This is a genomic window from Streptomyces sp. NPDC006261, assembly GCF_040613515.1.
GTDB lineage: Bacteria > Actinomycetota > Actinomycetes > Streptomycetales > Streptomycetaceae > Streptomyces.
In genome coordinates, this window is the sequence record NZ_JBEXSI010000003.1 from 64,557 (window position 1) to 75,591 (window position 11,035).

Below are 11,035 nucleotides of genomic sequence, written 5' to 3' on the forward strand. Positions count from 1 at the left end.
GTGGGTGTCTTCACACGGCCCGGAAACGAATTGGTCCCGGTGTGATCGAGGTCGTGCCCCCGGAGAGAATCCGGGGGCCGAACCTCACTTGCCGAGAAGCTTCTTGATCTTCTTGGCGTCGGCCGGAGCCACGACGACCGTGCCGGTCAGCGAGCGGGTCTTCTTGGACGACTTGTGCTCGAGAAGGTGGCGCTTGCCGGCCCTCTCGCGGAGCACCTTGCCGGAGCCGGTGATCTTGAAGCGCTTGCTGGCACCGCTGTGCGTCTTGTTCTTCGGCATCGCGCCGTTCTCTCCTCGTCAGTGGCGCCCCTCACGGTGCGGGGCACCGGACTGCAGGGGCGTCAGATCTCTATGGGATTCCGGGGGGACCCGGGGGCGCCTGGATGGCAGCCCCCGAAGGTCACGTCTCGGAGGGTGTCTCGGCCGGAGCCTCGACCGCTTCGGCCGGAGCCTCGGCGGTGTCGCCCTCGGGCGCGGCGTCGGTCGTGCCCTGACGCTCCGCCTTGCGGGCGGCCTGGGCCTCACGGGCCTCGGCCATGGCTTCGGTCTTCTTCTTGTGCGGGCCCAGAACCATGATCATGTTCCGGCCGTCCTGCTTCGGGTTGGACTCGATGAAGCCCAGGTCCTCCACGTCCGAAGCGAGACGCTGGAGCAGTCGGAAGCCCAGCTCCGGGCGGGACTGCTCACGACCACGGAACATGATCGTGATCTTGACCTTGTCGCCCTGCTTGAGGAACCGGACGACGTGACCCTTCTTGGTGTCATAGTCGTGCGGGTCGATCTTCGGCCGGAGCTTCATCTCCTTGATGACCGTGTGCGCCTGGTTCTTACGCGCCTCACGGGCCTTCATGGCCGACTCGTACTTGAACTTCCCGTAGTCCATGAGCTTGCACACGGGCGGACGGGCTGTCGCCGCCACCTCGACCAGGTCGAGGTCATACTCCTGTGCGAGTTCCAGGGCCTTGGCAAGCGGAACAATCCCGACCTGCTCGCCACTGGGACCGACAAGTCGGACCTCGGGAACGCGAATCCGGTCGTTGATGCGGGGCTCGGCGCTGATGGATCCTCCTCGGTAGCACCACGCGACCGCCTGGCGGACAGCCGCGTTACGTGTGTGTCTCAAGACCAACCGAGCCGGAACGGCAAAAACGCCCCGGACGGGACACAGGCGGGGCTCCATGAACTACCGGAGCACCGCCGCGGTCAACCGCGGGGCGCATCGAGCGGCTCCATCGTCCGTACGGAACGATGGGGACCGCCTGACCGGTGACCCGCCATCCGTGAGGATGGTCAGGTGGGAGATCGGAGCCTCCACTTGTGGGCCGAGCACATAGGTGTCCGGCCGGTCGTTACACAAGGTTAGCAGCCCGGTCGCGGGGGCGCTAATCGTGCGTCCGCCGGGCTCCCGCCGGAAGGGCGGCCCCCGCCGGGCCGTATCGTGTGGGCATGAGCGACGCGACCCCCACCAGCAGTGAGAACCCCGGCTTCGACGCCATGGCCCGCGACATCGCGGAGGTCCCCGCCGTCGAGGTGATCGTGACGGTCGCCGTCAACCTGATGAGCGCGGCGGCCGTGAAGCTCGGCCTCACGGAGGAGGGCGAGGACCACAAGGACCTCGACGAGGCCCGCAAGCTGGTCCACGCCCTGGCCGGACTGCTGGACGCCGGCACCACGGAGATCAGCACCTTCCACGCCTCCCCGCTGCGCGACGGCCTGAAGTCGCTCCAGCTCGCCTTCCGCGAGGCCTCGCTGGTGCCGGACGAGCCCGGCCAGGGCCCCGGTGAGAAGTACACAGGCCCGGTCTACGGCTAGACACCTCTCTCGTACGTACGTGAGCCCGCCGCCCTGGCAACGGGGAGGCGGGCTCACGCATGTCCGGGCTCAGCGGCTGAACAGGGGCTCCCCCGGCGCGGTGGCGTCGGCCGGCAGCAGCGCCAGGTCCAGCCCTCCGACCAGCCGGGCCCTCAGCGCCTCGCTGCCGGAGAGCGCCTCGGCGACCCGGCGGACCGCCTCGGCGGGGACCGCGTCCGGGGCGAGGACCAGGGCGAGGGTGCCGTCGGCCCGGCCCGGGCCGAGGTGGGCGCGGAGCACGGCGGGTTCGGCGGCGACGACCCCCCGTACGGCGTCGATCACCGCGGGGTCCTGGAGCGGATCGGTGCTGGTGCGGTTCTCGGCGAGGGCCAGGAGGGCCTGGCCGCTCAGCTCGAAGGCGACGGGCCCGGCGAGGTCCAGCACCACGGTGTCGGCCTTCTCGTGCGCGGCGGCCTGGAGGGCCTGGTGCAGCGGTACGGCGACGGGGCGCGCCTCGGGGTCCCAGCGGGCCAGTGAGTCGGTCGAGGTGAAGGCGGGCAGCGCGCGCCGGTCGCCCGCCTTGAGGGTGGGGACGGCCATGTCGCTGGTCTTCTCGCGCCGCAGCCCCCTCTCGTCCTCCTCCACCTCGCCGAGGACGGCGACGACGGGGACCAGGAGGCGGGCCTCGCGCAGCGCCGCCAGGACCGGGCCGACGGCGCTGCGGTCCCGCGACCAGGCATCGAGTGCGCTGGTCAGGGCGGGGGAGGCCGAGCCGTCGTCGTCGGAGAAGCCGGAGTCCGGGATGTTCTTGAGCGCCACGGGACGAGCGTAGCGCCTGGAGGGCGGGGCCTCGGCCGCAGGGCGGAGCTCAGGTGCCGGGCTCAGGCGCCGTGCGGCGCGGTGAGCGGCCGTCCGGCGGCGGGCCTGACGGGCTGCGTGGTCCGGTCAGCGGTGGCCGGGGGCGTTCCGGCCGCGCCACAGGACGACGGCCGCTGCCAGCAGGGCCGCGCCGAGACCGCCCGCGAGTGGGGCCGCCCAGTTGACGGGGTCGTCGTCGGCGGGCGGCGGGGTCGGGCCGGGGCCGAAGAACTTCTCGCGGTGGCCCGCCGTGGCGGTCCGGGCGCTCAGGTCCCCGGGGCGTAGACGGGAGCCCGCCTCGATGGCCTCCGCCGGATCGACGATGCCGTAGCCCCGGGCGTCGTCGCGGCCCTCGGCGGGGGCGTCGCGGGCGGTGTCGGCGAGGAGCTTCTTGATCTGGGCGGGGTCGAGGCCGGGGTGGGCCGCGCGGACCAGGGCGACGGCGCCGGAGACGAAGGCGGCGGCCGCCGACGTACCCCACTCGATGTAGTAGTGGCCGTCCGGGTTGGCGACGACGATGTCCACGCCGGGGGCACTGACGGTGGCGTACCAGCGGCGGGTGGAGAAGGAGGCGTGCGTGCCGTACTCGTCGACGGCGGCGACCGCGATCACGCCCGGGTAGGCGGCCGGGTAGGAGATCCGGTCCCCCTTCTCGCCCCCGTTGCCCGCCGACGCGACCACGGAGATGCCCTTGGACAGGGCGTACTGGATGGCGGAGTCCTCGCCCGGGTCCGGGTGGGCGGACTCGCTGTCGTCACCCAGCGAGAGGTTGATGACGTCGGCGCCGTTGTCGGCGGCCCAGCGGATGCCCTGGGCGAGTGCGGTGCCGCGGGTCTTGCGGGCCTTGGCCCGGGCCGGGTCCTTGGACTCCAGGATCACCCGGACCGGGAGGATCTTGACCTCGGGCGCGATGCCGAGGACGCCGTCGGCGCGCCCCGGGCCGTTGCCGCGGCCGGCGATGATGCCGGCCATCGCGGTGCCGTGCAGGGCCCAGGAGGGGTCGCCCTTCGTCGCGCCGAAGCCGACGAGGTCCTTGCCGGGGAGCACCTGGCCCACCAGGTCGGGGTGGGTGCCGTCGACCCCGGTGTCCAGGACCGCGACGGTGACGCCCCGGCCCCGGGTGGTCTGCCAGGCGCGGTCGGTGTGCATGGCCGCCAGGGCCCACTGCTGGTCGCGGATGGTGTCCGCGTGGGCGGGGGCCGCGGGGGTGAGCGCGAGGACGGCGGCGGCGCAGACCGCGGCGAGGACGCGGTGGGGTCGTCGACGGGTCATGCGGGCGGCTCCACGAGATCGGTGACGGTCCTGCGCAGCCCTTGTTCCACCCGGTCCGCGATGCCCTTCGCCTCATGGCCGAGGCCGGCCTGGGCGACGTCCGTGGTCGCGGGCGTCTCCGTCGCCGCGTCGGCGGGCTGCGGCTCGGTGACGGTACGCGCGTCGGCGAAGCCGGAGACGGCGAAGACGACGACCGGGATCTCGGTGAGCGGCCGGACGGTCCAGCTGGCGCGCTGCCGGTCGCCGAAGCCGGCGGCGACGGTGCCCTCGGGGGCGTACGTACGCGGCATGAGGTCCTTGCGCGCGGCGAGCTTCTGCTCGGTGAACCGGGCGCTCAGGGCCTTCATCCCGGCGGCGTCGGCTTCGGTGACGACCATGCCGACGGTGGTGACGGCGGAGCGGGTCGAGTCGGTGTAGGTGGCCCGCACCATCCGCTCGCAGCCGACGGACCGGAGGGTGGTGCGCAGCAGCGGGTCAAGCCCCTTGGAGCAGTCGCTGTCGTCAGCGACGGCGAGCCGGGTCCAGGTGCGGTTCGTGGAGCCCGGCCCGGCCCCGGTGCCCTTGAGCGTGCGTGGGAAGAGCGTGTCGACGGGGACGCTGTGCCAGACGGTACGGCCGGCGGTGTACGGGGTCCGGGTGGGCTCGGCGGAGGAGTCGCCGGTCAGCCAGGCCCCGGTGACCGCGCCGCCGATCAGCCCGAGCCCGAGGACCACGCAGGCGGCCGCCACGGGGGCCCGCCACCGCTGCCGGGGCGGGACCGGGCGAAGCCGGGTGGTGGTCTCCACGGGCGTCTCGGGGTAGCCGTAGCGGGCCGGCACGCGGTAGGCGCCCGAGGGCGGCGGGACGGCTCCCGGCGCCGGGGTGAGGTCGACGGCGCCCACGGGCCTGCGCCGGATGGTGAAGGCGGGAGGCGGCCCGGAGCCGGGGTGTGTGGGGCACGGGGCGGGCGCGGGTGCCGGTGTTCCGGGTGCCGAGGAGGAGGCGGCCGGTGCCGGATTCGGCGGCACGGGTGGGGCGGGGGGTGCCTGCGGGGGGCGCGGCATCGGCGGCGCCGGAGAAGCGCCCGAGGGCTGCGGGGGGCGCGAGGGCTGCGGGGCTCCCGTGCCACCAGGCGCCTGCGGCGGGCGCGGGGCCGGAGAAGCGCCCGAGGGCTGCGGGGTGCTCGCGCCGCGAGGTGATGGTGGGGAGGGCGGGACCGCCGGGGTCGGCGGTGTCGTCGGGCGGGGCGGCACGGGAGCGCGCTGCGCTTCGGTACTCATCCGGCCCCCTGGTTCACGTCCCCGTACCGACCACGGATCACCGCCACCGCCAGGCGCGTTGGTGCTCGTGTGCCCGTCACTCTACGGGCTGCGGGCGCACGCCGGGGAACGGGACGCCCGGCCTCGGCGGATCTGCCCCGAACGTCCCCTACCCAGCCGTAGCGGCTCTCTGGCAAGCTGCGGCCATGACTGCCCGCGCCGCTGACCGGACCCGGTACAACCGGGCCACCGCCCATCTCGACGCCCCGATCGCGATCGTCGATCTGGACGCCTTCGATGACAACGCCGACGATCTGGTGGCCCGGGCGGGCGGGAAGCCGGTCCGGGTCGCGAGCAAGTCCGTGCGGTGCCGGGCCCTGCTGGAGCGGGTGCTCGCGCGCCCCGGATTCACCGGGATCATGTCGTACACGCTGGCGGAGTCGCTCTGGCTGGCGCGCGCCGGGTTCGAGGATGTCCTCCTCGCCTACCCGTCGGCCGACCGGGCGGCCTTCGCCGAGCTGGCCGACGATCCGAAGCTGGCCGCCGCGGTGACGGTGATGGTGGACGACCACTCCCAGCTGGAGCTGATCGACGCCTCCCGGGCCGGCGGGGAGGAGGAGATCCGGGTCTGCCTGGAACTCGACACCTCACTCCAGCTGCTGGGCGGCCGCATCCGGATCGGGGCGCTCCGTTCTCCGCTGCGCTCCCCCGCCCAACTCGCCGAGCTGGCCCGCTCGGTGGCGCGCAGGCCTGGCTTCCGGCTGGTGGGGCTGATGGCGTACGAGGGTCATGTCGCCGGTGTCGGCGACTCGCTGGCGGGGCGGCCGCTGCGGTCCCGGGCGATCCGGCTGATGCAGGCGACCGCCCGTAAGGAGCTGGCGACCCGCCGGGCCGAGGTGGTGCGGGCCGTCCGCGCGGTCGCCCCGGACCTGGAGTTCGTCAACGGCGGCGGCACCGGCAGCGTGCAGCACACGGCGGCCGAGGCCGCGGTGACGGAGATCGCGGCCGGTTCGGGGCTGTACGTGCCCCGCCTCTTCGACAACTACACGTCGTTCACCGCCCGCCCGGCGGCCCTGTTCGCCCAGCCCGTGGTGCGCCGGCCGGGCGTGGGCGTGGTGACGGTGCTCGGCGGCGGCTACCCGGCCTCCGGCGCGGCCGGGGCGGACCGCTCCCCGGTTCCGTACCTCCCGGAAGGGCTGCGCTACGATCCGCAGGAGGGCGCGGGCGAGGTCCAGACGCCGCTGCTGGGCTCCCCCGCCGACGATCTGCTGATCGGGGACAAGGTCTGGTTCCGGCATGCCAAGGCCGGTGAGCTGTGCGAGCGGTTCGACGCGTTGCAGCTGATCGAGGGCGACCGGATCACGGCGACCGTTCCGACGTATCGGGGCGAGGGGAAGACCTTCCTCTGACCTCGGCCGCCCACGGGATCAGGGACCGATCGACGCGCCTACGCCGCCGCTCGTCGCGCTGTCCCCGATCGGGCGGATGGACCGGGTGATCGTGTCCATCAGGGAGACCGGCAGCTCCGGCCGGTCCGCGTCGAAGGCGAGCCGGACGATCACCGGAGTCTCGCTGCCCACCGTCGAGGGGAAGGCCACGGACTGCACCACTCCGCCGGGGCCCTTCGCGGTGACGACCTGCCAGCGCACCAGGTACCCGGTGCGTCCGGCGACGGCCACCGGCTCCGCCTTGAGCACCTTGTGGGACGTGATGCCGCCGTGGGTGCGCCGGCCGAGGGTGTCCTCCTCGTAGGCCCGGTCGGCGGCGGTGATGATGTCGGCTTCCGCGATGGCCTTGGGGTCGGTCTGGCCGGACCGGGCGGTGCGGGTGGAAACGGTGCCCCGGTAGCAGAAGGACGCGGAGGTGCCGGGGCAGTCGTAGGAGACGGCGGTACGGATGGTGGGGGCGTCGTCGGACGTGCTCCCCGGCTTCTCCCAGCCGTCGGGCACCGCCAGCGTGATGCCGTTGAGCTGGTCGACGAGGACAGCGGGGCCTGTGTCCGGGCCACTCTCCGTGGTGGGCGTCGCGGAGGTGGCGGGAGACGTGGGGGCCGGGCCCGAGGCGATCGGCCCCGGAGCCGCTCGCGTACCGCTGTCGTCGGGGCCCAGCAGCAGGGCGGCCGTGACGGCCGCGCCCAGGACCAGCAGGCCCGAGAGGGTGATCGCCAGGACTCGCGTACGGCTGCCGGTCCGGGAAGGCGGGGTTGTGACCGGAAGCCCGAACGCCTGAGGAGCGTACGGCTGGTGCGCCGGCCCGTACGGTGCGGGGTGCGCGGCGGACGGGCGGGTGTGCGCGGTCCAGGCCGTGCCGTCCCACCAGCGGTCGGTGCCGGGTGTCCCCGCGTCCGGGTACCAGCCGGGCGGCGTCGCGAAGCTCATGGAGCCACTCTAGGCGGCCTTCACAGCGTGTTCGGCGTGGTTACGGGCCGGAGGCGGTCGCGGGCCGGCCGGTGCGGGAGAGCAGGTCGCGGGCCGGTCCGGTGGGGCGGTGGCCGGCCGGCCAGACGGCCCGCAGCTGGCGGCGCAGCCGTACGCCGGCGACCGGGATACTGACCAGGCGGCGGGACGATAGCTCCTCGCCGAGAGCCAGTTCGCTCAGGACGCAGGGCCCGGCACCGCTCTCCGCCGCGCCCTTCACGGCGGTCGTGGAGGAGAGCTCCAGCAGTGGCTGGGCGAGACCGCCGTGGACGGCGAGGGCCGCGTCCAGGACCTGTCGGGTGCCGGAGCCGCGCTCGCGCAGGATCAGCGGGGTGGCGGCCAGTTCGTCGGGGAGCAGCGGGGTGCGGCGGCGGGCCCACGGGTGGCCGGGGGCGACCACGACGACGAGGCGGTCGTGGGCGATGACGGTGCCGTCCAGGCCCTCCGGTATCGACAGGCCCTCGACGAAGCCCAGGTCGGCCTCGCCTGTGACCAGCCGCCGGGCGACGTCCGCCGAGTTGCCGACGAGGAGCGAGACGGCGGTGTCCGGGCGCTCGGCGCGCAGGGCGATGAGCCAGCCGGGCAGCAGGTACTCGGCGATCGTCATGCTGGCCGCGACCCGCAGCCGGGAGTCCCGCCGGTCGCGCAGCGCCTGCGCCCCCGCGTCGAACGACTCGGCGGCCTCGACGACCCGGCGCGCCCAGTCGGTGACGAGCGCGCCCGCGTCGGTGAGCCGGGAGCCGCGCGGGGAGCGGTCGAGCAGGGCGACGCCGAGCTGCCGTTCCATGGCGCGGATGCGGCTGGAGGCGGCGGGCTGGGTGATGCCGACGTCTTTGGCGGCCCGTCCGAGGCTGCCGTGGCGGGCGACGGCGAGCAGCAGCTCCAGCGCCCCGAGGTCGGGGACCCGGTGGGAGAGGGGTGCGCGAGGGGCTTGGTCGTCGCTGGGCATAAAGCCAGCTTATGACCTCATAGGAACGAGGTCCCTGGTGGGCGGAGGCGGGCGCGCGAAGAATCGTGGCATGGCCATCTTTCCGCAGACCCGGACCCCCGCTCCCCTACCCCTCCCGGCAGCCGGGTGGACGGACACGCGGCCGGTCGCGCGGCGGCTGCCCTCCCTGCGGCACGTCGGTCCGAACTGGTACGCGAGCGTGATGGGCACCGCGATCGTCGCGAGCGCCGGGGTGGCGCTGCCGGTGGACGTGCCCGGTCTGCGGGGTGCGTACACGGCGGTGTGGGCGCTGTCGGCCGTCCTGCTCGCCACCGTCCTCGCCGCCCGGGCCGGCCACTGGCTCCACCACCGCGACCAGGCCCGCGCCCACCTCCTGGACCCGGCCGTCGCCCCCTTCTACGGGTGCCTGGCCATGGCGCTGCTGGCGGTCGGCGGGGCCACCCTGACCGTGGGCGCGGAGGTCGTCGGCGTACGGGCTGCTCTCGCCGTGGACGTGGTGCTGTTCGTCGCGGGGACGGCGATCGGGCTGGTGGCCGCCGTGGTGGTGCCGTATCTGATGGTCGTACGCCACCGTCCCGCCCCCGGCACCGCGTCGCCGGTCTGGCTGCTGCCGCTGGTCGCCCCGATGGTCTCGGCCTCGCAGGGGGCGCTGCTGGTGGCCCATGTACCGGCCGGGCAGGGGCGGGAGGCGCTGCTGCTGGCCTGCTACGCGATGTTCGGGCTCTCCCTGCTGGCCACGCTGGTGGTGCTGCCGCTCGTCTTCGCCCGGCTCGTGCACCACGGGCCGCTGCCGCTCGCGCTGACCCCGACGCTGTTCCTGGTGCTGGGGCCGCTGGGGCAGTCGACGACCGCCGTCAATCAGCTGGCCGACGCGGCTCCGGGTGCGGTCGCGGGGCCGTACGCCTCGGCGTTCAGCGCGTTCGCCGTGCTCTACGGGGTGCCCGTGATGGGCTTCGCGCTGCTGTGGCTGGCGCTGGCGGGGGCGATCGTCCTCAGGGCGACGCGTGACGGTATGGGTTTCGCGATGACCTGGTGGGCGTTCACGTTCCCCGTCGGTACGTGCGTGACGGGGGCGGCGGGACTGGCCCGGCATACCGGCCTGGACGCCCTGACCTGGCTGGCCGTGGCGCTGTACGTGTTCCTGGTGGTGGCGTGGGCGGTGGCAGGGGCGCGGACCCTGCGCGGGGTGGTCAGCGGAGCGCTGACGGCAGCTCCCGTGCCGCCCGCAGCAGCGACGGCCCATACCAGGTGAGCAGGCGGCCGTCCACCAGGACGGCGGGCAGGCCGGGGAAGGCCTCGGGCCCGTCGTCGGCGGCGAAGCGGTAGGGCTCGTCCGGCAGCACCACCAGCTCGGCGCCGGACGCGTTCAGCTCTTCGAGCGGGACGCGCGGGTAGCGCTCGGCGTGGTCCGCGTACACGTTGTGCACCCCGAGGCGGGCCAGCAGGTCACCGGCGAAGGTGTCGCGGCCGAGCACCATCCAGGGGCGGCGCCAGATCGGCACGATCGCGGGGCACCGGCTCGCGGAGGGGGTGGGCAGTGCGGCCCAGGCGGCCTCGGCCTCGTCGAGCCAGCGGGGGCGGGCCAGGCCGCAGCCGGTGGTGACGACACGGTGCAGCTCGGTGAAGGCCTGGTCCAGGGTGCGGATCTCGGTGACGAGGACGTCGAGCCCGGCAGCCCGGAGCGCCGTGAGGTCGGGGGCGCGGTTCTCCTCCTCGTTGGCGATCACCAGATCCGGGGCGAGGGCGGCGATGGCGGCCACGTCCGGGTTCTTCGTGCCGCCGATCCGGGCGGCGGCGAGGCCCGCGGGGTGCGTGCACCAGTCGGTGACGCCGACCAGCAGCCCGGGGGCGGTGGCGGCGACGGCCTCGGTGAGGGAGGGGACCAGGGAGACGACACGCATCGGCACTTCAGGCACTTTCGGCTCTCGGCGACACTTCCTGCTCTCCCGGCCCTCAGCGGCGGGAGTCGTACGTCGCGTCGATGTGCTCCGCGACCGCGACGAGCAGGAGCCGGGTGCCGGGCAGGGTGGCCCGCCACCGGTGCCGTACGCCGCCGGAGAGGAACAGCGTGTCGCCGCGCTCCAGCCGGTACGCCTGGCCCTCGGCCTCGACCTCGGCGGCGCCCTCCACGACGTACAGCAGTTCGTCGTTACGGTGCTGGAACTCGCGCCCGAGGTCCTGCTCGCCGGTGAACTCCAGGGCGCTGAGCTGGTGGCGCCCGCGCACCACCCGGCGTACGCCGTCGCCCTCCTCACCCCGTACGACGTCGACCGCGCGCGCCGAGTCGGCGGCGGCCCGCAACCGCGAGGTGGTGGTCTCCAGCGCTTCGGCAACCCGGTCGAGGGAGCGGGCACTGGGGCGGGCGCGCTCGTTCTCGATCTGGCTGAGGAAGGGCACGGAGAGCCCGCTGCGCTGGGCGACCACGGCCAGCGTGAGGCCCAGGGTGCGGCGCCGACGGCGGACCGCGGCACCCACCCGCGGTGTGTCCTTGTCGTCCATGTCCGGGCTCC

The 11,035-nt window shown here is 74.3% G+C and carries 12 protein-coding genes; 3 read left to right on the forward strand and 9 right to left on the reverse strand.

Annotation, left to right across the window (positions count from 1 at the left end; genetic code table 11):
• Nucleotides 1-84: 84 nt before the first annotated feature.
• Both rpmI and infC read right to left on the reverse strand, forming a co-directional pair.
• Entirely contained in the window at nucleotides 85-279 is a 195-nt protein-coding gene (gene rpmI / locus ABZ154_RS02445) for a 50S ribosomal protein L35 (protein WP_003970213.1), read from the reverse strand.
• 121 nt (nucleotides 280-400) lie between these two features.
• Nucleotides 401-1,123: a translation initiation factor IF-3 gene (gene infC, locus ABZ154_RS02450; RefSeq protein ID WP_356828283.1), complete on the reverse strand. Its 723-nt coding sequence runs from the start codon at nucleotides 1,121-1,123 to the stop codon at nucleotides 401-403.
• A gap of 323 nt (nucleotides 1,124-1,446) precedes the next feature.
• Between infC and ABZ154_RS02455 the strand changes: the two genes are divergently transcribed.
• A complete protein-coding gene (locus ABZ154_RS02455) occupies nucleotides 1,447-1,812 on the forward strand; it encodes a DUF1844 domain-containing protein (protein WP_356828285.1) in 366 nt (121 codons plus the stop codon).
• Nucleotides 1,813-1,881: 69 nt separating this feature from the next.
• On the opposite strand, the gene ABZ154_RS02460 is transcribed toward ABZ154_RS02455, so the two are convergent.
• The 3 genes from ABZ154_RS02460 to ABZ154_RS02470 all read right to left on the reverse strand — a co-directional run bounded on the left by ABZ154_RS02460 (nucleotide 1,882) and on the right by ABZ154_RS02470 (nucleotide 4,802).
• Nucleotides 1,882-2,610, reverse strand: a complete 729-nt coding sequence (locus ABZ154_RS02460; RefSeq protein ID WP_356828287.1) for an SseB family protein — start codon at nucleotides 2,608-2,610, stop codon at nucleotides 1,882-1,884.
• 126 nt (nucleotides 2,611-2,736) lie between these two features.
• Complete coding sequence (mycP, locus tag ABZ154_RS02465; RefSeq protein WP_356828289.1) at nucleotides 2,737-3,921, reverse strand: type VII secretion-associated serine protease mycosin; 1,185 nt, start codon at nucleotides 3,919-3,921, stop codon at nucleotides 2,737-2,739.
• The gene (locus tag ABZ154_RS02470) at nucleotides 3,918-4,802 is read right to left on the reverse strand and encodes a hypothetical protein (RefSeq protein WP_356828291.1); all 885 of its coding nucleotides are present in this window, start codon (nucleotides 4,800-4,802) and stop codon (nucleotides 3,918-3,920) included. Before ABZ154_RS02470 ends, mycP begins: the two co-directional genes overlap by 4 nt.
• Nucleotides 4,803-5,365: 563 nt before the next feature.
• Here ABZ154_RS02470 and ABZ154_RS02475 point away from each other — a divergent pair.
• Nucleotides 5,366-6,568 (forward strand): amino acid deaminase/aldolase, encoded by a 1,203-nt coding sequence (locus tag ABZ154_RS02475; RefSeq protein ID WP_356828293.1) that lies wholly within the window; start codon nucleotides 5,366-5,368, stop codon nucleotides 6,566-6,568.
• An 18-nt stretch (nucleotides 6,569-6,586) separates the two neighbouring features.
• Here ABZ154_RS02475 and ABZ154_RS02480 read toward each other — a convergent pair whose 3' ends face one another.
• Together ABZ154_RS02480 and ABZ154_RS02485 are read right to left on the reverse strand one after the other, a co-directional pair.
• Nucleotides 6,587-7,537 carry a DUF2510 domain-containing protein gene (locus ABZ154_RS02480; protein ID WP_356828295.1) on the reverse strand — a complete coding sequence of 317 codons (951 nt, stop codon included), beginning with the start codon at nucleotides 7,535-7,537 and terminating at the stop codon, nucleotides 6,587-6,589.
• A gap of 40 nt (nucleotides 7,538-7,577) precedes the next feature.
• Nucleotides 7,578-8,525 carry a LysR family transcriptional regulator gene (locus ABZ154_RS02485; RefSeq protein WP_356828297.1) on the reverse strand — a complete coding sequence of 316 codons (948 nt, stop codon included), beginning with the start codon at nucleotides 8,523-8,525 and terminating at the stop codon, nucleotides 7,578-7,580.
• 70 nt (nucleotides 8,526-8,595) lie between these two features.
• Between ABZ154_RS02485 and ABZ154_RS02490 the strand changes: the two genes are divergently transcribed.
• Nucleotides 8,596-9,777 carry a TDT family transporter gene (locus ABZ154_RS02490; protein ID WP_356828299.1) on the forward strand — a complete coding sequence of 394 codons (1,182 nt, stop codon included), beginning with the start codon at nucleotides 8,596-8,598 and terminating at the stop codon, nucleotides 9,775-9,777.
• On the opposite strand, the gene ABZ154_RS02495 is transcribed toward ABZ154_RS02490, so the two are convergent.
• A complete protein-coding gene (locus ABZ154_RS02495) occupies nucleotides 9,716-10,426 on the reverse strand; it encodes a helical backbone metal receptor (RefSeq protein WP_356828502.1) in 711 nt (236 codons plus the stop codon). The two genes, ABZ154_RS02490 and ABZ154_RS02495, sit on opposite strands and share 62 nt — an antisense overlap.
• A gap of 52 nt (nucleotides 10,427-10,478) precedes the next feature.
• Complete coding sequence (locus tag ABZ154_RS02500; protein WP_356828301.1) at nucleotides 10,479-11,024, reverse strand: cupin domain-containing protein; 546 nt, start codon at nucleotides 11,022-11,024, stop codon at nucleotides 10,479-10,481.
• Between the last annotated feature and the right edge of the window lie 11 nt (nucleotides 11,025-11,035).

Excerpts from the sequence above, each read along its gene's own strand:
- ABZ154_RS02500 (WP_356828301.1), bottom strand. The coding sequence starts at position 11,024 with ATGGACGACAAGGACACACCGCGGGTGGGTGCCGCGGTCCGCCGTCGG.
- mycP (WP_356828289.1), bottom strand. The coding sequence starts at position 3,921 with ATGACCCGTCGACGACCCCACCGCGTCCTCGCCGCGGTCTGCGCCGCC.
- ABZ154_RS02485 (WP_356828297.1), bottom strand. The coding sequence starts at position 8,525 with ATGCCCAGCGACGACCAAGCCCCTCGCGCACCCCTCTCCCACCGGGTC.
- ABZ154_RS02495 (WP_356828502.1), bottom strand. The coding sequence starts at position 10,426 with ATGCGTGTCGTCTCCCTGGTCCCCTCCCTCACCGAGGCCGTCGCCGCC.
- ABZ154_RS02455 (WP_356828285.1), top strand. The coding sequence starts at position 1,447 with ATGAGCGACGCGACCCCCACCAGCAGTGAGAACCCCGGCTTCGACGCC.
- rpmI (WP_003970213.1), bottom strand. The coding sequence starts at position 279 with ATGCCGAAGAACAAGACGCACAGCGGTGCCAGCAAGCGCTTCAAGATC.
- ABZ154_RS02480 (WP_356828295.1), bottom strand. The coding sequence starts at position 7,537 with ATGAGCTTCGCGACGCCGCCCGGCTGGTACCCGGACGCGGGGACACCC.
- ABZ154_RS02490 (WP_356828299.1), top strand. The coding sequence starts at position 8,596 with ATGGCCATCTTTCCGCAGACCCGGACCCCCGCTCCCCTACCCCTCCCG.
- ABZ154_RS02475 (WP_356828293.1), top strand. The coding sequence starts at position 5,366 with ATGACTGCCCGCGCCGCTGACCGGACCCGGTACAACCGGGCCACCGCC.